The 20,170-nt window shown below is 37.8% G+C and carries 18 protein-coding genes; 13 read left to right on the top strand and 5 right to left on the bottom strand.

Annotation, left to right across the window (positions count from 1 at the left end; genetic code table 11):
- The first annotated feature begins 107 nt into the window (after positions 1–107).
- The 10 genes from ruvC to J0871_RS07495 all read left to right on the top strand — a co-directional run bounded on the left by ruvC (position 108) and on the right by J0871_RS07495 (position 10,053).
- Complete coding sequence (gene ruvC / locus J0871_RS07450) at positions 108–707, top strand: crossover junction endodeoxyribonuclease RuvC (protein ID WP_208224572.1); 600 nt, start codon at positions 108–110, stop codon at positions 705–707.
- Between the two features lie 77 nt (positions 708–784).
- On the top strand, positions 785–1,951 hold the full coding sequence (hemW, locus tag J0871_RS07455; RefSeq protein ID WP_346014338.1) for a radical SAM family heme chaperone HemW: 1,167 nt from the start codon (positions 785–787) through the stop codon (positions 1,949–1,951).
- Positions 1,952–2,162: 211 nt separating this feature from the next.
- Positions 2,163–2,909 (top strand): cyclase family protein, encoded by a 747-nt coding sequence (locus tag J0871_RS07460; RefSeq protein ID WP_208224577.1) that lies wholly within the window; start codon positions 2,163–2,165, stop codon positions 2,907–2,909.
- The gene (locus J0871_RS07465; protein ID WP_208224580.1) at positions 2,906–3,256 is read left to right on the top strand and encodes a DUF4260 domain-containing protein; all 351 of its coding nucleotides are present in this window, start codon (positions 2,906–2,908) and stop codon (positions 3,254–3,256) included. Before J0871_RS07460 ends, J0871_RS07465 begins: the two co-directional genes overlap by 4 nt.
- Position 3,257: 1 nt before the next feature.
- The gene (locus tag J0871_RS07470; protein ID WP_208224581.1) at positions 3,258–3,872 is read left to right on the top strand and encodes a DUF4230 domain-containing protein; all 615 of its coding nucleotides are present in this window, start codon (positions 3,258–3,260) and stop codon (positions 3,870–3,872) included.
- A gap of 131 nt (positions 3,873–4,003) precedes the next feature.
- Positions 4,004–4,369, top strand: coding sequence for an MmcQ/YjbR family DNA-binding protein (locus tag J0871_RS07475; protein WP_208224817.1), 366 nt, complete (start codon positions 4,004–4,006; stop codon positions 4,367–4,369).
- Positions 4,362–6,140 (top strand): DNA mismatch repair protein MutS, encoded by a 1,779-nt coding sequence (locus J0871_RS07480; protein ID WP_208224583.1) that lies wholly within the window; start codon positions 4,362–4,364, stop codon positions 6,138–6,140. Before J0871_RS07475 ends, J0871_RS07480 begins: the two co-directional genes overlap by 8 nt.
- 74 nt (positions 6,141–6,214) lie before the next feature.
- Positions 6,215–7,222, top strand: a complete 1,008-nt coding sequence (locus J0871_RS07485; protein WP_208224585.1) for a metal-dependent hydrolase — start codon at positions 6,215–6,217, stop codon at positions 7,220–7,222.
- A 446-nt stretch (positions 7,223–7,668) separates the two neighbouring features.
- Positions 7,669–9,384 (top strand): DUF885 domain-containing protein, encoded by a 1,716-nt coding sequence (locus tag J0871_RS07490; RefSeq protein ID WP_208224587.1) that lies wholly within the window; start codon positions 7,669–7,671, stop codon positions 9,382–9,384.
- 87 nt (positions 9,385–9,471) lie between these two features.
- A complete protein-coding gene (locus J0871_RS07495) occupies positions 9,472–10,053 on the top strand; it encodes an alkylphosphonate utilization protein (protein ID WP_208224590.1) in 582 nt (193 codons plus the stop codon).
- 159 nt (positions 10,054–10,212) lie between these two features.
- Here J0871_RS07495 and J0871_RS07500 read toward each other — a convergent pair whose 3' ends face one another.
- Positions 10,213–12,261, bottom strand: a complete 2,049-nt coding sequence (locus tag J0871_RS07500; RefSeq protein WP_208224592.1) for a dihydrofolate reductase — start codon at positions 12,259–12,261, stop codon at positions 10,213–10,215.
- On the opposite strand from J0871_RS07500, the gene J0871_RS07505 reads away from it, so the two are divergent.
- The gene (locus tag J0871_RS07505) at positions 12,253–12,420 is read left to right on the top strand and encodes a hypothetical protein (RefSeq protein WP_208224593.1); all 168 of its coding nucleotides are present in this window, start codon (positions 12,253–12,255) and stop codon (positions 12,418–12,420) included. The genes J0871_RS07500 and J0871_RS07505 overlap by 9 nt on opposite strands.
- Before the next feature lie 48 nt (positions 12,421–12,468).
- Here the strand turns inward: J0871_RS07505 and J0871_RS07510 are convergent, their stop codons facing one another.
- From J0871_RS07510 to J0871_RS07525, 4 genes are all read right to left on the bottom strand, one after another.
- Positions 12,469–13,167: an ABC transporter ATP-binding protein gene (locus J0871_RS07510; protein WP_093303858.1), complete on the bottom strand. Its 699-nt coding sequence runs from the start codon at positions 13,165–13,167 to the stop codon at positions 12,469–12,471.
- A gap of 45 nt (positions 13,168–13,212) precedes the next feature.
- Positions 13,213–14,010 (bottom strand): class I SAM-dependent methyltransferase, encoded by a 798-nt coding sequence (locus tag J0871_RS07515; protein WP_243870427.1) that lies wholly within the window; start codon positions 14,008–14,010, stop codon positions 13,213–13,215.
- Positions 14,011–14,117: 107 nt separating this feature from the next.
- On the bottom strand, positions 14,118–14,480 hold the full coding sequence (locus tag J0871_RS07520; RefSeq protein WP_208224598.1) for a four helix bundle protein: 363 nt from the start codon (positions 14,478–14,480) through the stop codon (positions 14,118–14,120).
- 81 nt (positions 14,481–14,561) lie between these two features.
- Positions 14,562–16,427: an ABC-F family ATP-binding cassette domain-containing protein gene (locus J0871_RS07525; RefSeq protein WP_208224600.1), complete on the bottom strand. Its 1,866-nt coding sequence runs from the start codon at positions 16,425–16,427 to the stop codon at positions 14,562–14,564.
- 165 nt (positions 16,428–16,592) lie between these two features.
- On the opposite strand from J0871_RS07525, the gene J0871_RS07530 reads away from it, so the two are divergent.
- Positions 16,593–17,390 (top strand): polysaccharide biosynthesis/export family protein, encoded by a 798-nt coding sequence (locus tag J0871_RS07530; protein WP_243870428.1) that lies wholly within the window; start codon positions 16,593–16,595, stop codon positions 17,388–17,390.
- Entirely contained in the window at positions 17,391–19,862 is a 2,472-nt protein-coding gene (locus J0871_RS07535) for a tyrosine-protein kinase (protein ID WP_208224601.1), read from the top strand.
- Positions 19,863–20,170: the final 308 nt, after the last annotated feature.

Genomic DNA, 20,170 nt, shown 5'->3' on the forward strand with positions numbered 1-20,170 from the left:
CTAAGCGGTGGTGTATTTGAAATCTCGCTTAGCGAGTAAGGAAATGAAATTGCTTAGCTTTGCGAAGCTACCTATAATTTAGTGAGTTTTAAACTGAAAAAAGTATTTTGAAAAGCGAAAGAATCATTTTAGGAATTGATCCCGGTACCACGATTATGGGTTTCGGACTTATAAAAGTGGAAAACAAACAGATGAAATTTATGCAGCTGAACGAGTTACAGCTGAGTAAATACAGCGATCATTACGTAAAACTTAAATTGATTTTTGAACGTACCATAGAATTGATAGATACTTATCATCCAGATGAAATTGCAATTGAAGCCCCGTTTTTTGGAAAAAATGTACAATCTATGCTTAAGCTGGGAAGGGCACAGGGCGTGGCGATGGCCGCCGGACTTTCAAGAGAAATACCAATTACTGAATATTTACCCAAGAAAATTAAAATGGCAATTACCGGTAACGGAAATGCCAGTAAAGAGCAGGTGGCAAAAATGCTACAAAGTTTACTCGGTTTGAAATCATTACCAAAAAATCTCGACTCAACCGATGGGCTCGCAGCTGCGGTTTGTCATTTTTACAATTCGGGTAGAACCGAAGTTGGAAAAAGCTATTCCGGGTGGGCTGCATTCGTAAAGCAAAATGAGCCGCGAGTTCAGCCCCCTAACCCCCACAGGGGGAAAACCTCTGGCCCCCCAAAGAAAAAATGAAATTCCCAGTCCAGAAGTAGGGTGTTTATGAGTTAATGAAAGAGATTAAAATTTTGAGAGAAAAGTTTTTATACGGAATTGCTGATAACTCCTCCCCTTCGGGGAGGCCGGGAGGGGCTGCAGGCTTATACATCCATATTCCTTTCTGTAAGCAGGCTTGTCACTATTGTGATTTTCATTTCTCTACCTCTTTAAAAAAGAAGGGAAAGCTTGTGGAAATGTTATGCAAGGAATTAGTGCTTCGGAAAAATGAGCTCAATTCTCCTGAAATCCAGACGATCTACTTTGGAGGCGGAACACCTAGTTTGTTGGAAGCGGATGAACTTCAGCAAATTTTTGAAACAATTTATGCGAATTATAAGATTGCTGAAAATTCTGAAATAACCCTGGAGGCAAATCCCGATGATTTGACGGAAGAAAAGGTGGAAATGCTCAAGGCTTCTAAAATTAACCGGTTGAGTATTGGGGTTCAATCTTTTTTTGAAGAAGATTTGAAGCTGATGAACCGCGCCCATAACGCCGAAGAAGCTTTAAAAAGCATAAAACTCGCCAAACAATCTTTCGATAATATTTCTATAGATCTTATCTACGGAATTCCGGGAATGAGTGTGGAACGATGGCAAAAAAATATAGAAATTTCATTAGAACTTGGCGTACCGCATATTTCCAGTTATACACTTACCGTAGAGCCTAATACCGCGCTTCAGAAATTTATTGAAAGAGGGAAAATAAAACCGGTAAATGATGAAGCTGCAAAACTTCATTTTGAAATTCTGGTGGAAACCCTCACTAAAAATGGTTTTGAACATTACGAGTTTTCCAACTTTGGCAAGCCCGGTTATTTTTCAGAAAATAACACTGCATATTGGCTGGGAAAACCTTATTTAGGAATTGGCCCTGCCGCACATTCTTACGATGGGAATTCCAGGAAATGGAATATCTCCAATAATCCTTTATATATAAAAGCCCTGGAAAATGATAAAATTCCCCAGGAAACTGAGACCTTATCGCTTTCAGATAAGTACAACGAATATGTGATGACACGGCTGCGCACGAAATTTGGAGTAGAGCTTGCTGAGGTTTTAGGGAAGTTTGGAGAAGATTACAAAACTCACTTTTTGGAACTTGCTAAACCGTTACAAAAGGAAGATTTACTCCAGGAAAAGAATGGAATCTTTCATATTACATCCAAAGGGAAATTTTTAAGCGATGGGATTGCTGCAGATTTATTTTTCCTGGAATAAGAAAAGCTTATACTGAATTGAAATCCAGGAACTATTTTATAACCCTAGTTTCGTCAAGCTGAATTTATTTCAGCTTCTAACATGTTTTAGTTACGAACAACTTAGATCCTAAAACAAGTTCAGGATGACCATTTCATAAGATTATAGAAAGACTCATCTCATTCTATGTTCATCTTATTTTAGAGCAAAAAGTTTTTAATACATTTAGCTTGTGAAAACAAGTATAGAACTCAACAGGAAAACATACCAAACCGATCTTTCCAAACCCCTGGATATTTCTATTGGTTTGCGGGGCGATGCTAAAAACCCGGTGGCGTGGTATTTAGATGCTCCTAAAATAACACCGGTGAAAGACGGCGATTTTATTGGGAAAGTTTCAGAAGGAGCTTCGGTTAATTTCAATAATATTCAGTTTAATCCGCACGCTCACGGTACGCATACTGAATGTGTGGGACATATTTCCAGGGAATTTTACAGCATCAATCAAACGCTGAAAACTTTCTTCTTTTTTTCAAAATTGATTTCAGTTGAACCGGAAATTAGGGGAGAGGATAGAGTGATTTCCGAGGCAATTTTGAGGGAGAAAATTCAGCCTAATGAAACTGAAGCTTTAATTATACGCACGCTGCCCAATTTCAGGGAAAAACAAACGAAAAAATATTCACATACTAATTGGCCTTATCTTAGTGAAGAGGCCGCGGTTTATCTTAGAAATTCTGGTGTAAAACATTTGCTTATAGATTTGCCTTCGGTAGATAAGGAGAAGGATGGTGGGAAATTACTGGCGCATAAAGCTTTTTGGAATTATCCGAAAAACACTCGTTTTGATGCTACCATTACTGAATTGGTTTATGTTCCTAATTTTATTGAGGATGGAGATTATTTGCTCAATCTTCAAATAGCTTCTTTTGAAAACGATGCCAGCCCTTCAAAACCTGTTTTATATAAATTCTTATGAAAATAACTCTCGCACTTGAAGAATTCGCAATGTTACTGTTGGGAATCTTCGTTTTTAGCCGATTAGACTTTGCCTGGTGGTGGTTTTTAGTTTTATTTTTCACGCCAGATTTTGGAATGCTTGGATATCTCTTCAATTATAAAATTGGCGCTTTAATTTATAATGTTTTTCATCATAAAGGACTTGCGATTTCAATCTGGTTTCTGGGATTTTATCTGCAAAATGAAGTTTTTCAATTAATAGGTGTAATTTTGTTTTCACACGCGGCTTTTGATCGTATTTTAGGCTACGGGCTCAAGTATGAAAAAGGCTTCAAGTTCACTCATTTGGGAGAAATAGGAAATTAATATGGAATTTTTATTTATCGGATTGGCCGTGGGAGCGGTCGTGGCTTATTTTATTTTTACCAGGTTTAATAAGGAGAAATCAAAGCTTAAAACCAACGAGCAATCGCTGGTGATTATGGATAAAATAAGAAGTGTTTGTAAATTTATAACTGTTGAAGGTGATTTTTCTGAAGTCTATCATTATGAGAATTTAAAGGAAAAATATCTGAGTTTACTTCTGGGAAAGAAAAAGGCCATAGTGTTGGTTAATGCCAAAGCTCATGTGGGTTTTGATCTTAGTAAAGTGAGAATGAATAGCGAAAATGAAAAGAAAACTATTGTGCTTACCAATTTTCCGCAGCCCGAATTGCTTACTGTAGAGACAGATTTTAAATATTACGATAAGCGCGAAGGTTGGGCAAATCCTTTTACAACTTCAGATCTTACCGATATTAACCGTGACGCAAAAAATTATATAGTTGATAAAATTCCGCAAAGCGGACTTTTAGATCAGGCGCGAAAAGAAGCACTGGATACTATTTTGTTGATGGAAAAAATTGTAGAAACCATAGGCTGGAAACTAGATTATACTGCCCTGACTTTAGAAGATAGAAATCAGAAGAAAATTGAGAAATAGAATATAACGTCATCCTGAACTCGTGACTTCGAGCGTAGTCGAGAAGTCAGGATCTAGCATATTTATTATTAAATAGATTTCCACCGGAATTTATCCCGATTTTAAGAGGGACGGAAATGACAATATTGCATATGGACATCGAAACCCTTAGAAATTATTGCATCAGCAAAAAAGGCGTGACAGAAGGCTTACCTTTTGGTCCAGATACCCTGGTTTTTAAAGTTATGGGCAAGATGTTTGCTTTGGCTGGGCTTGATACAATTCCGCTTAGTGTAAATTTGAAATGTGATCCAGAAGAAGCGATAAGATTACGGGAAGAATACGAGAATAATATTTTACCCGGTTACCATATGAACAAACAACATTGGAACACAGTGATCCTGGATGGTCATTTAAAACCCGATTTTATTTTTCAATTAGTAGACGATTCTTACAATTTGGTAGAAGCGGGATTAACCAAAAAGCAACAACAAGAACTTAAAGATTTAGATGAATAACCCATTAGAATTTTATTCAAAGCAAAAAGAAATACACCAGCAGGAATTAAGCAAGATCTCCAAAAAATTGCTGGTATCCAGTTTAATCAGGCTTTTCATTTTTCTAGCAATATGTTTTACGATCTATTATTTCTTCGGAAATATGAATGTGATCGTTCCGGTAATTATTGGTGGAATTGCACTTTTTTTATTCCTGGTTTCCAGGCACAGCAATCTTAAAGATAGGAGTGATAAGCAAAAGGAAATCATCAAGCTAAACGAGCTGGAAATTGATATTTTAAAAACCCGGAATTTTCAGGATTTACCCGAAGGCAGTGAATTTGAAAATCCCGTACATCCTTACAGCCAGGATATCGACTTATTTGGGAGAGGCTCGTTTTTCCAGTATTCCAACCGAACCGCGCTTTATGAAGGTACTAAAAAACTGGCCGGTATTTTTACTGAAAATAGCATAGAAGATATTTCGCAGAAACAGGAAGCCGTTAAAGAACTGGCAACGAAAGCTGAATGGAGACAGGAATTTTCGGCCTTAGCCAGATTGGTAAAAACTGAGACCCCATCAAAAACCGTCATTAAATGGTTTAAAAATTATAAGAATTTTGTTCCGAATTATATGAAATGGTTGCCCACTGTTTTTTCGGTGATTTCCATTCTAGTGATCGCGGGTTATTCTTTTGATTATTTAAAGGGAATTCATCTTTTTCTGTGGTTTCTAGCCGGCTTACTTTTTACAGGAATTTACCTGAAGAAAATCAATTTACTTTCGGGTAGCGTAAGTAAAGTTCAGGATACTTTTCATCAATATCATTTTCTGCTTGGGCTCCTGGAGCAGGAAAATTTTTCATCAGAAATATTAAAAAAGAACCAGGCACTAATTCATTCAGAAAAGAAAAAGGCTTCTGCCATTTTTAAAGAATTTTCTAAAGCAATTGATGACCTGGATCAGCGAAATAATATGCTTTTTGGCATTTTTGGCAACGGTTTTTTGCTTTGGGATCTTCGCCAGAGTTATAAACTAGAAAAATGGATTTCAGCATACCGCCAAAATGTTGAAAAATGGTTTGAGGTCATTGAATTTACCGATGCTTATAATTCCCTGGGGAATTTTGTGTTTAATCATCCAGACTATGTTTTTCCTGAAATTATAAACGAAAAAAGAGGAATTTTAGCAAGCAAATTGGCGCATCCGCTTTTAGATCCTAAAAAGAGGGTTGCTAATGATTTTGCGATAGGAGATGAAGAATTCTTTATTATTACAGGAGCGAATATGGCGGGGAAAAGTACGTTTTTACGAACGGTTTCACTTCAAATCTTAATGAGCAATATTGGGCTTCCGGTTTGTGCTGAAGCTTGTAAGTATTCGCCGATTAAACTCATTACCAGTATGCGCACTAGCGATTCTCTAAGTGATGATGAATCTTATTTCTTTTCAGAGTTAAAGCGCTTAAAATTTATAGTAGACGAAATTAAAAACGACCGGTATTTTATTATTCTTGATGAAATTTTAAAAGGAACCAATAGTAGCGATAAAGCTATAGGTTCTAAAAAGTTTATTAGGAAGCTGGTAAACTCTAATTCAACAGGAATCATTGCTACCCACGATTTGAGTTTATGCGAAATTACTTCAGAATTAGACCAGGTGAAAAACCATTATTTTGATGCTGAAATTATCAACGATGAGTTACATTTTGATTATAAATTCAAAGATGGAATTTGCCAGAATATGAATGCCTCATTCCTTCTAAGAAAAATGGAGATTGTTGATGATTAACAGCATCGTCACCCTGAATTTATTTCAGGGTCTAATTTGTTTAAAATAAGAAGCTACAGGAAATAAAAATATAAATGGATTCACTAACACAAATAGTCTTAGGCGCAGCGGTTGGCGAAGCAGTTCTCGGTAAAAAAGTGGGGAATAAAGCGATGCTTTATGGGGCCATTGCGGGCACAATTCCCGACCTGGATACTTTTGCCAGCGCTTTTACCGATACTATTACCGCTATTGAAATTCATCGTGGCTTTACACACTCCATCGTATTTTCCATACTTTTTGCGCCCATTTTTGGTTGGCTCATTTCAAAGATTGAAAAGAAATCTATTGCAACCTGGCAAAACTGGTCCTGGTTGATGTTTTGGGGCTTTTTCACGCATCCGCTGTTGGATTCTCATACAACCTGGGGAACACAGTTATTTTGGCCTTTAGAAGTCCGTTTGGCGTATAAGAATATTTTTGTGATAGATCCTTTATACACGCTGCCATTTTTGGTGTTCTTAATTCTGGCGATGCGACAAGCAAAAGGAACTAAAAAAAGGAGAAAATTAAATAACCTTGGGCTCTTAATAAGTAGTATTTATTTGTTGGTTATTACCCCGGCCTTAAAACTTTACACGTTTGATAAGTTTACTGAAGCTTTGGAAAACCAGGATATTGCCTATTATAAAATTGAAACGAAGCCGGCCCCGCTAAATGCTGTTTTATGGTCGGCAAATGTGGAGGTTGATGATGCATATTTAATTGGAAACTATTCAATTTTTGATACCAAACCAATAGAGTTTGTGGAACATCCTAAAAATCATCAATTGCTTGGCGACTGGATCGAAAAGCGAAATGTAAAGCGGCTAATCGATATTTCAGAAGGTTGGTATACGATTTCAGAAAGAGACGGAGAAATTTATTTTAATGATCTTCGTTTTGGAACTTTAAGTCCGATAGCCAGGGCAGATGCCGACTTTGCTTTTAGCTATAAACTGATCGAAGAAAATGGCGAAATCAAAGCCATAGAAACCGAAAAGACACGCAGAGATGCTAAGGAATTATTATCGCAGCTGGGGAATAGGATTTTGGGAAATTAAATTATGCAAGATCAATACTTCACAATTGTTTCAGTAAAATATTCGCGTTATTACAAAATGAGGCACACACGTCATTGCGAAGGAGGAATGACTGAGGCAATCTTTTCAAATCTTGGGAAAACTTCTAAATAAGAGATTACCACGCTATTTCATCGCTCGTAATGACTAGTAGGAATGATGATCGAATATTATAAGATAATATAGGAGATTCATAATGCGTGGAAGAAAATACCTATTCTATCAAAATTGGTGTCATTGCGAAGGAAGAATGACTGAAGCAATCTCTCGACTTAATCGGTAGACTTTAGTATTTAGACGCTAGTTTCATTATATCAAAGGCCTAACAACTACAGACTATTGACTAAAATATTCGTGTATTCGTTGCATACCAAATTCCATACAAACTTCTTAAGAAACCTTATCTTTATCAAAACTTCAATTTTTCTATGAAACAAATATTTACTCTCACCCTCGCTTTTTTATGTATTTCTGTCCTAACTGCGCAGGAAGCTTCAGAAAATTTAAAAACCATTATTCAGGAAATTGATGATCATAAAGCCTACGATCGCGAAGAATTTCCCTTGGGATTATATACCGAGAAATATTACAAAGAAGAGTCAGAATTTGCTGAAAAACAGTTGGAGCAACTCCAGGATATAAAGACCGATTCTTTAAGCGAAACCGAACAGATTTCGCTGGAAATGCTGAAATTCAAGCTTCAGGAAACTGTAGATCGCTATAAATACGAAGCTTATTTAAATCCGTTGCTATCAGATTCGGGGTTTCATTTAAGCCTTGCATATCAGGTTAGAGATTTAAATAATTATAATCAGGTAAAAGAATATTTGAATAAGTTAAATGCGATTCCCACTTATGTAGATCAGCATTTAGTTTTATTACGCGAAGGATTGCAAAAAGGAAATACTCAGCCCAGAATAATTTTTGAAGGATACGAATCTACGTATAACGACCAGATTTTAGAAGATCCAAAAGAAAGCTACTTCTATGAACCTTTTGAAAATCTTCCAAAAACGCTTTCTGAAGTGCAAAAAGATTCTGTTTTAAAAGCCGCAGAAGAGGCAATTGGGAATAATGTAATTCCGCAGTTTAAAAGAATTAAAACATTTTTTGAAACCGAATATCTACCAAATACCCGAACAAGTTTGGGAGTTTCAGAAATTCCAAATGGAAGGGAATATTATCAAAACAGGCTGGATTACTATACCACTTTAGATTTAACGGCAGAAGAAATTCATCAAATTGGTCTAGAGGAAGTAGCTCGGATTAATTCAGAAATGAAAAAAATAATTGCCGAAGTCGAATTTGAGGGCAGTTTCGAGGAATTCATTCATTTCTTAAGAACCGATGAGCAATTTTATGCTAAAACCGGTGAAGAATTATTAATGGAAGCACGGGATATTGCTAAGCGTATTGATGCTAAACTTCCCGCTTATTTTAAAACCTTACCTAGAAAACCTTACGGCGTGGCGAAAGTTCCTGATGCTATTGCTCCAAAATATACCACCGGGCGTTATATTGGCGCCTCAAATGAAACTCAGCCGGGCTATTATTGGGTGAATACTTATAATTTATCTAATCGTCCCTTGTATGTTTTACCTTCTTTAACCGCCCATGAAGCGGTGCCGGGACATCATTTACAAAATGCGTTAAATGCCGAATTGGGCGACAGTATTCCAAAATTCCGTAGAAATATGTATTTATCGGCTTATGGAGAAGGTTGGGGCTTGTATTCTGAGTTCCTAGCTGAAGATATGGGAATTTATACTACACCTTATGAGCTTTTTGGAAAACTTACCTATGAGCAATGGCGTGCCTGCCGATTGGTAATCGATACCGGAATTCACGCGATGGGTTGGAGCAGAGAAGAAGCGGTAGCATACTTCGAGAAGAATACCGCACTTTCTATGCATAATATCAACACTGAAGTAGATCGCTATATTTCCTGGCCTGGCCAGGCTGTTTCCTATAAAATTGGCGAGATTAAAATCAGAGAATTGCGAAAAAAAGCAGAAGAGACCCTTGGCGCCGATTTTGATATTCGTGATTTCCACGAAGTGATTTTAGAACAGGGAGTAGTTACATTGCCTATTTTGGAAGAACGGGTTGAGAAATATATTGAAGAACAAAGTAATAAAGAGTGAGATTTTTAAAGGTTTGTCTGGATTTTCGTGGTAAAAAAATAAGCTCGGGTTTATAATATCCTATCTTCGCGACTTCAAAAATCAAGTATGAATTTAGAAAAAGAATTAAGGGAGCGTAGCGATAGTACCTGCGAACTTTGCAGAGCTACAGATAATTTACAGGTTTATAGCCTTGAGAATTTCCCGGGAGAAGCTACCGATGGAAGTTTTATGGCTTGCCAGGTTTGCACGGAGCAACTGGAAGATTTTGATAAAGTTGAGGTAAACCACTGGCGTTGTTTAAACGATTCTATGTGGAGCACGGTTCCTGCTGTTCAGGTAACGGCTTTTCAAATGCTGACAAAACTAAAAGCCGAAGGCTGGCCCCAGGATTTACTGGATATGATGTATATGGAAGATGAGTTGAAAGCTTTTGCTCAATCCCAGTTGGTTTTCGAAGAAAACACTACGGCTGATGTTATTCATAAAGATAGCAACGGTGCAGTAATCGAGGCCGGTGACACCGTGGTGCTTACTAAAGATTTAAATGTAAAAGGCAGTAGTTTGACCGCTAAACGCGGAACTGCTGTGCGCCGGGTTTCTCTAGTTCACGATAATGCAGAACAAATTGAGGGAAAGGTAGAAGGACAGCAAATTGTTATTTTAACCAAGTTTGTAAAGAAAGTATAAGTGGAATTTTTAGAACAGCTATTTCCAATAAACGCTGTTCAATATTTTTTTAATAAAAAAGCCACGAATACAATGTGTTTTCGTGGCTTTAGATTTTACAGAAAAATTGAAGAAGGAAATTGAAATTTTCGCTTCTTAATAATTTCTATGATAATTCAATTACTCAGCTCCGGCGTCTTCTTTTAAAAAGTTATATTTTTTTGAATACTCCAGCATTTGCCCTTCAAAGCTTTCCGGCTGAGTTACCTTAATAGTCGTAATTTCACCATTTTCGTCCGTTTCGGTTACTAGCTCAGGATTTACAAAACCGCTGTAAGGCGCTGACTTAAAGACTGCATTTCGTTCTAAAACTTCTTTGTGAATTTCCTGATCTACTTTTACCCCATAATTTTCTACAAGGTTTTTGGCAGCTTCGTAATCACCTTCAGATTTAATTCTTTGAGTTTCACGTAATAACTCTCCAAAAAGTTCTCGAAGTTTCTCGTAATCCTGAATGTCGTAATAAGTTTTTCCGTCTTTTTGAACTTTTTCGATCACTCCATCTTCTTTCCCTTTTTCAATAACCCAGGAACTTACCCACATCCTGTTTCTCATATGAGATTCTTCAATGTCTTCGCCCATCTCGATCCTGGTTAATTGACCCAGCATTCCATTCCTGATATAATCGTTATAAGCCGCTTTTCCCAGCTTCGTATGATCATCAGTTAATCCTAATTCTTCTAATTTTGGATCCATTAGATAATAAAGTCCCACCAAATCAGCACGACCTTCTTCCATAGTAGAGGCATAACTTTTTAAGGTTTCTTTGGTCTGGCCAACTCCCTGGTTGATTTTACCTGATGCGTGGCCCACTACTTCGTGAAGTGCAGTATGTAATTTATCGGCCTGTTCGCCGTATTGCTCACTTAACTCAATCTCTTCCTCATCGTGAGAGAACTCTTTAAGTTTTTCGCTTCCGCCAGCTTTGCTATAGGCGTTAATAATATTACCCAGAGAAACCGATTTACTTCCGTGTTCCTGTCTTATCCAGTTTGCATTAGGAAGATTTACACCAATGGGCGTGCTCGGTGAAGCATCTCCGGCTTCCCCTGCAACAATCACGGTTTTGTAGGTTACGCCAACTACTTCTTCTTTTTTGTGATCATCCATGATAGGCGCGTTGTCTTCAAACCATTGCACATTATCTTCCAAAACTTTCATTTTTTCAGACATATCGAAATCTTTTATCTGCACAATATTCTCATAAGAACCGCGGTAGCCTAATGGATCATTATAAACTTCGATAAATCCGTTGATATAATCAATATTTCCCTCTGTGGCTTCCACCCAGGCAACATTATAATCGTCCCAAACTTCAAGATCACCGGTTTTATAATATTCTATGAGAAGTCCTAAAGCATTAGCTTGTTTTTCGTTTTCGGCAACCGCTTCAGCTTTTTCTAACCATTTGATAATTTCGGAAATTGCATCGCCATATAGACCATCAACTTTGTAAACCTGTTCCTTTAATTGGCCGTTTTCTTTGACAAGTTTAGAATTGAGGCCGAAAGAAAGCGGTTTCTCAGGATTAGGTGATTTTTTATTTGCATAAAATTCTTCAACTTCAGCAGCGGTAACATCCGCTCCGTAAAAATTGGTGGCAGATCCCGAAAGTAAACCTTCGGCTTCATCTAAGTTTACTTTTTTAGCGTCCTTATCGTTAAATATAACTTCTAAAGGCTCTCCACTAAGTTCGGTATTGGTTTCTGATAATAATGTTTCAAGGTATTCTTTATCAAAATCAGGCTTGATCTTATTATTAGAATAATGATGATGAATACCGTTGGAAAACCAAATTCGTTTCAGGTAAGTTTCAAAAGCTTTCCAATCTTCAGAATCTTTGTCGCCTTCGTAATTGGCGTACACATTCTCTAAAGCTTTTCTAATCTTTAGATTGTGTTTGTAGTTTTGAGCCCAAATAATATCTCGCCCGGCAAGGCCTGCCTGGGTTAAATAATAAACTAATTTTTGCTCCTTGAGGTCCAGATTTTCCCATCCCGGTATTTCGTACCTAAGAATCTTAATATCTGCGAATTCATCTACCTTAACAGAACTATTCTTTGTGGTTTCAGTTTGTTCCTGGTTAGTATTCGCTTCTTTTTCCTGATCATTACAGGAAATAAAAATGCTTGCAAGTGCAAGCAATAAAATTCCAAATTTATGCTTCATTTTGATGATTATTTAGATTCCAAAGTTAAGAATAATCCTCTTTCTTGGAAGCTTCCAGATGTGGAAATCAGCCGCCATTGTAATTTCAAAAAACACCTTGGTGATTTCCAAAAAATGCAGAAGTCTGGCTTTTATGAAACCTTTTTTGAGTCAGAATAAAAACCTGATTTAAGGAATTTCTGGGGAGAAAATTATCTTGTTGATCACTTATTGGCTTAAAACCTCTTTTCGCTCATCACTTTCTACTATCCCGTCACGAAGACGAATTACCCGGTGGGCGTGGTCTGCAACCTCCTCTTCGTGAGTAACCAAAATTACGGTATTCCCCGCAGCGTGAATTTCATCAAAAAGATTCATGATTTCTAATGAAGTTTTTGAATCCAGGTTTCCGGTAGGTTCATCGGCAAGAATTATAGATGGTTTGTTCACCAAAGCCCTTCCTACGGCTACCCTTTGACGTTGTCCACCCGAAAGTTGATTGGGTTTATGGTCCATTCTATCTCCAAGTCCTACGTTGGTTAAAACCTCTTCTGCACGTTTTTTTCGGTCGGCTTTATTGTAGCCGGCATAGATCATTGGTAAAGCAACATTCTCTAGAGCGGTAGTCCTGGGAAGCAGGTTGAAGGTTTGAAAAACAAAACCGATCTCTTTGTTTCTAATTTCGGCAAGTTCATCGTCACCCATTTGGCTCGCATCTTTTCCATTAAGGATATAGGTTCCGGAAGTTGGCGTATCCAGGCAACCCAATAAGTTCATTAAGGTAGATTTTCCCGACCCTGAGGGGCCCATAATGGCTACATATTCACCTCTATCAATATCCAGGTCTATACCTTTTAAAACTTTTACCACTTCATTTCCAAGCGGGAAATCCCGGGTAATTTGCCTAATTTCAATGACTTTACTCATGCCAAAATAATTTTGTGTTTATAGGACGCTGCTTTGCCCTTTTTGTTACAACCTTATTGTAAAATGCTGTTTTGCCTGCTCTTTTCTAAAAAATACAAGTCCGAGGAAAAATGTGTCAATAGTTACTCTTACTTCAGGGTGCCATTTAATTTCTCCCCAGGCTTCTTCCATCTCTGCAGACCAGTGAATATCATCAAAAACAAAAACGGTATCGTTATGAGCTGTTGGAAGTAACTGCTTAAAATATTTTAAAGTCGCTTCTTTGGTGTGATGGCCATCGAAATAGATAAGATCGAAAGAAGTTTGTGGTGCGAGGTTTGTTTGGTGTTTATTGTGTTTTGGATGATGTCCTTGAGAATCTTTGGAAGTTTTACTTTTTTCCTCAGGTTGGGTCACGATTTTAGAAAGAATTTCTTCAAACTCCCCAACAGTTAGTTTTACATTTTTAATATTGAATTTTTTCAGTTGTTTCCGTGCTACTTCGGCGGTTTGGGGGCAACCTTCAATACTTAATAAGTTACTTTTTTTATTTGCAGCCAGAGCAGCAGCACCTATTCCCAGGGAAGTACCTAATTCAAGATTATTTATACAGCTTAAATAATTAACCAAACGAAATAAAAACCTGGCTCTTTTCTTCGGAATCCCTACATTTTTAGCAATCGCTGAAACGGTACGTTTATTAGAGGTAAACACCCTGCTCCCGGCACCGAAATCGGTCACCTGAATAGTGGTATTATTTTTTAGAAGATCCTTTCGGTATTGCTTTAACAGCTTATATTCTTTGTATTTCCTTTTATCATAAAAACAATTCGTCACCAAATCGTACACAAACGGCGAATGCAATCCGTGTTGATTTTGGGATTTTAGAAGGAATTTTATGTAGGATTTTAAAGGCAAGCTTGTTGTTGTCGGTTATGAGTTCTCGGTTGTGGGTTCTCAGTTTTCATTTTTTAAGTTTTCCAATTCTTTTCTACATATTGAATAAACGAATAGATTTTTCCTCCCAAAAGGTCATATTTTTTTCTTAATTCTTTTATTTCCTCAATTTTATATAACTCATCGATCATCTCCAATTGTGATAAACATTCTAAAAGTGAAGCGTGTGAGTATACCAGGAATTTTATAAAATCTTGTTTATAAGCTCTTCTTCCATATCCTTCAACAATATTGTCTTTGATACTTTTTGAGGACCTTCTTACCTGACTACCCTGCTCATACAATTCAAATTTCGGAAGTTTGAGTGAAACTTTGTGAACTTCCAGTGCGTATTCAAAAGAAAGATTGTAGATGTCTAAATCCCTATAACTTTTCATATTTTGAATTTTAAAAATTAGTTTTAACTCACAACTCACAACTCACAACTCACAACTCACAACTCACAACTCACAACTGAATCACTCCGCCTTCGCCCCAAGCTCAAACCAGCGTTCGGTTTTGGTTTCTATGGCGTCATCTATTTCCTGCAGTTTTATTGAGTTTTCTTTAATTTCATCAGGCTCCAGATCTTCTAAGAATTTTTGCTGAAGTTTCTCTTTTTTCTGCTCTAGTTTTGCGATTTCTTTTTCCAGTTTTCCAAACTCTTTTTGTTCGTTATAATTCAGTTTAGTACCCGAACTTGTCTTCTTCCAGTCTTTCTTATTATTATCATTTTCTGAAGTTTCTTCTCTGGCTTCTATAGTAGCACTATCTTCATATGCACGATAATCGGTATAGTTTCCTGGAAAATCCTGAACTTCGGCGTTACCCTGAAACACGAATAGATGGTCAACGATCTTATCCATAAAATACCTGTCGTGGGAAACCACTAGCAAACAACCCGGGAAATCCAGTAGAAAGCTTTCCAGTACGTTTAGCGTAACGATATCAAGATCGTTGGTGGGTTCATCGAGAATCAGGAAGTTGGGATTTTGAATAAGTACTGTACAGAGGTAAAGTCGTTTTCGCTCACCACCACTAAGTTTTTCAACAAAATCGTATTGTTTTTTTCGGTCGAATAAAAAGCGTTCTAAAAGTTGCTGTGCCGAGATTTGCCGACCCTTTTTCAAAGGAATATAATCGCCAAACTCCCGAATCACTTCAATAACTTTCTGGCCGGGCTTAATATTAATTCCCGACTGCGTGTAATAACCGAATTTTATGGTTTCCCCAATAACAACTTTGCCGGTATCGGGTTTAATTCCTCCGGTTAGAATATTTAGGAAAGTTGATTTTCCGGTACCGTTTTTTCCAATAATACCAATGCGTTCTCCACGCTTGAAATTATAGCTGAAATTCTCCAACAGTTGTTTATCGTGGAAAGACTTGCCGATATTATGAAGTTCCACAATTTTGCTTCCCAGGCGTTCCATATTCAACTCCAGCTGCACTTCGTGATCCTGGCGGCGTTTGTGAGCGCGGTCTTTAATATCCTGAAAATCGTCTATCCTGGATTTAGATTTTGTGGTACGCGCTTTAGGTTGGCGACGCATCCATTCCAGTTCTTTTTTGTAAAGCTGTTTGGCTTTTTCAGTATTAGTGGCCTCCTGAGCCATCCTTGCATCTTTCTTATCAAGGTAATAGCCGTAGTTCCCTTTATAGGTGTAAAGATTGCCGTGATCAAGCTCAACGATCTCGTTGCAAACCCGTTCCAGGAAATACCTGTCGTGAGTAACCATAAAAATGGTAAAGTTCTCCTTCTTAAAATATTCTTCCAGCCACTCGATCATATCCAGATCTAGGTGGTTGGTAGGCTCATCCATAATGATGAAGTTTGGTTTTTGCAGGAGCATTACTGTCAGGGCAAGTCGCTTTTTTTGTCCGCCTGATAGATATTTCACTTCTTTAGAAAGATCGTCCAGTTTCAGTTTGAACAAAATTTGTTTGTACTGGGTTTCAAAATCCCAGGCTTGCGCAGCGTCCATTTCTTCAAAAGCCTTTTGATAAGCTTCAGCATCATCAGGATTTTTAAGCGCTTTTTCGTAGCGGTTTATAATATTCAGAATTTCATTATCTGAAGAAAATATAGTTTCCTCTACCGTTAAATTCGGATCTAAATTGGGTTCCTGCGGAAGAAAGGCAGTAGTAATATCCTTCCTGTACACCACTTTACCGGCATCTGGCGCATCGAAACCGGCCAGGATATCCAGGAGCGAAGTTTTTCCGGTTCCGTTTTTAGCTATAAATCCTACTTTTTGTCCTTCATTGATTCCAAAGGAAATATCTTCAAATAACACGCGTTCCCCGTAGGCTTTAGCAATATTCTCTACACTTAAATAATTCACAGACTTGAGTTTTGTGCAAAATAAAAGGAAAATTGCGACTTAATTTTATTATTAGCCTACAAAAACTATATTTGTTAAAACTATCTAAATTAAGATGCTGGCTCGCTGTGAAAATAGGCGTTGGTCGATTTAAATCATCTTGATATCCCGAATCAATAGCAAAATATGCTGAAAAGATACTATCTCATTTTAATCTTAATGGCGGGAGTTTTAAGTTTCTCGTCTTGTATTTCTACTAAAAAAACAACTTACCTGCAGGGTAAGGACAGGGAAATGGATAGTATTATTCAGATTCAGCAGTTAAAAAAACCATATCGCATCCAAACCGGCGATCTTTTAAGTATTCGGGTGAAAGCCCTGGACCAGGAACTGGTGGGAATGTTTAATCCCGTAGGAGAGGCAAATCCCAATGCCACTACGGAAGAAGCTGTTTATTTTGATGGGTTTACGGTAGACGAGCACGGCAATATTCGTGTGCCCACTTTAGGAGAAGTAAACGTTTTAGGCTACACCGAAAGGGAAATAAGAGAGAAAATAGAAAATTTATTGCTGGAAAATTATTTTAGAGAGGAAGCCAATCTTTTTGTTACGGTAAAGCTGGCAGGAATACGATATACCACCCTTGGAGAAATAGGAACCGGTAGCCAGGTAATTTATAAAGAAAAAGTGACCATTATGGAGGCGGTGGCTAACGCCGGGGGAATTTCTGAATATGGCGATATGGAAAATGTAAAGATTATAAGACAATATCCATACGGGGAAGAAGTTCATAAAATAGATCTAACCGATATTGACGCAACCCAAAGTGAATATTATTATATACAACCCAACGATCTTATTTTGGTAAATGCATTACCACAAAAGGCGCTGGGATTGGGCACCACCGGTTTGGAAATATTTAGAACAGGAGTTACCATATTATCTTTTGTAACCACAACCATCTTATTATTTAGCAGGATTTAAATGGCGCACGAAGACGATCACATATCAGATGCTGGCTCAACCTTCGATTTTAAAGGTTTTGTACTAAAAGTTATAAGTTACTGGAAGCTTATTTTACTTTCGGTAGGGATTAGTTTGGCAGTAGCCTACTATAATAACGTTAGGAAATTACCGGTGTATAACCTGGGAAATTCTATTTCTATAAAAGACGATCAGAATCCATTTTTTACCAGCAATACCAGTTTAACTTTTAACTGGGGCGGGACTTCAGATAAGGTGAATACGGCAATGACCATCTTGCGATCGCGCTCGCATAACGAAGAGGTGGTAGAAGAACTTCAATTTTATACTCAATATTTAAAGGAAGGTGAATATCAACGTATAGATGCTTATGGCAGTGCCCCTTTTAAAGTAGTGGCCGATACCACGATGTCACAGGCCTTAAATGTAACGATGACCATTACATTTTTAGACTCGTCTACTTACAATTTAAAAGCGAATGTGCCATCGAGTTTGAGCCTTCAGAATTATAAAACCAAAGAGAAAACTTATAGGAAGGTAGAACCTAAAGAATTCAGTAAAAATTATAAATCTGGGGAGCTGGTTCGGCTTCCATTTTTTAGCGGATCCATTATTAGGGTAGAGCAACCTTTACAGGCAGGAACTCCTTTCTACGTGAGTTTTATGAATTTTGATTCTGCTGTTGGCAGGTACCGAAATGTTAATGTAAGTCCCGAATCCCAGGGTTCTTCGGTTTTAAGAATGAATCAAACCGGTGGAAATAAAGCTAGAATTGTAGATTATCTCAATGGAACTGTTCGTGTGCTTAGTGAAAATATGCTGGCGCGGAAAAATCTTTTTGCAACTAAAACCATTCGTTTTATTGATTCCAGTCTCGCGGTGCAATCTGAAGCATTAAAATTAGTTGAAGCAGAGCTGAATCAATTCCGGAATGAAAATGCAATTATGGATATTTCTGCGGAAAGTTCTCAGCTTTCTAATAGACTTTCAACTTTAGATCTTAGAAAAGAAGACATCAGGCGCCAACTTTCGTATTACGAAACCTTAAGAAATTACCTGGAAACCCGAAACGATTATTCTAATGTTCCCGCGCCTTCTGTAGCCGGAATATCAGAAGGAAGTATTGCCAGCGGCGTATCCCGAATTATTGCCCTGGCAGAAGAAAGAAGTAATTACCAGTATTCCCTTAAAGAAAACTCCCCGGTTTTTGACGATATAGACCGACAGATAAATTCGGTTAAATCTATTTTGCTGGAGAATATCAGTTCTTCAAGAGGTCTATTGCGAGAGGAGCAACAGGATATTAACCGGCAAATCGCGCAACTGGAATCTGAGATCAGTAAACTTCCGCAGGAAGAGCAGGATCTACTTAAAATTCAACGTCGTTACAGCCTTAATGAAAAATCTTATAATATGTTCCTTGAGAAAAGGAGCGAAGCCGGACTAATTAAAGCTGCGAATGTAAGCGATGTGATGGTAATCGATTCAGCTAAAGATACCGGTGGCGGGCAAATTGGGCCAAATACCCAGCTTAATTATGTGATGGCTGTGTTGGTTGGAGGCGTGATTCCGCTAACCTTTGTTTTTCTATTAGTTTTTCTAAATACAAATATTCACAATGCGCAGGAAGTAACAAGATTATCGCCAATTCCTATTTTGGGAATGATTGGAAAAAGTAAGACCGATTCGAACCTGGTTGTTTTTAATAATCCAAAATCATCAATTTCGGAAGGATTTAGGGGCCTGCGTTCCAGTTTGCAGTTTATGTATAAAAAACAAGGCGTCACCGGTTCTAAAACACTGCTAATTACTTCTTCCGTTTCGGGGGAAGGAAAAACTTTCTGCGCGATGAACCTCGCAACGGTTTTTGCCCTTAGTGAACGAAAAACGGTGCTGGTTGGGGTCGATTTAAGAAAGCCGAAGATTTTCGATGATTTTCAGCTAAATAATGATTTGGGAGTAGTGAATTATTTGATAGACCAGGCAAGTAGTGATGAGATTATTCAGCAAAGTAAAATTCCGTATCTAGATGTGATCACCGCGGGGCCGGTACCTCCAAATCCATCAGAGTTGCTTATCAACGAGCAAATGGATAAGCTGATGGAGGAATTAAAACAGAAATACGACTATATTATCCTGGATACCCCACCAATTGGGATGGTTGCCGATGCTTTAAATCTGGTGAAGCATGCCGATGCCACAATCTACCTGGTGCGACAGGATTATACGAAGCGCGGAATGCTAGAGTCTATTAACGAGAAATACGGTAAAGGGGAAATCAAGAACATCAGTTTTGTATTAAACCACTTTGTACATCGTGCTAAATACGGTTATGGCTACGGCTACGGTTATGGATACGGCTATGGCTACGGCTACGGGTATAACCGTTATTCCAAAGGCTACGTAGAAAAATCTGATCCCACCCGAAAATTTAAACGCTGGTGGAAAAAAGCGATGCGGAATTTTGAATAGGGTTGGTTTTGAGTTTTGCCACGAATCCACGAATATTTAGTCTTTGCTCTTTATTCCTGGTTCTTGTTTCTCGTCATTACGAGAGACGAAGGAGCGTGGTAATCATCTTTTGATAGGAGTTTTAAGCTTGAAGAGATTGCTTCAGTCGTTCCTCCATCGCAAGGACGCTAAATTTTGGTACGTCTTAAAGTAAGTAGGAGTGCAGTAATCTTTGAATGTTGAATTCTTTCAGTGAACAGATTGCTTCATTCATATATCTTTCACAATGACATTTATCTTTACGGAAGGTACTTCTTTCTACATATTGG

The organism is Salegentibacter sp. BDJ18, assembly GCF_017579965.1.
In the GTDB taxonomy this organism is placed as follows: domain Bacteria; phylum Bacteroidota; class Bacteroidia; order Flavobacteriales; family Flavobacteriaceae; genus Salegentibacter.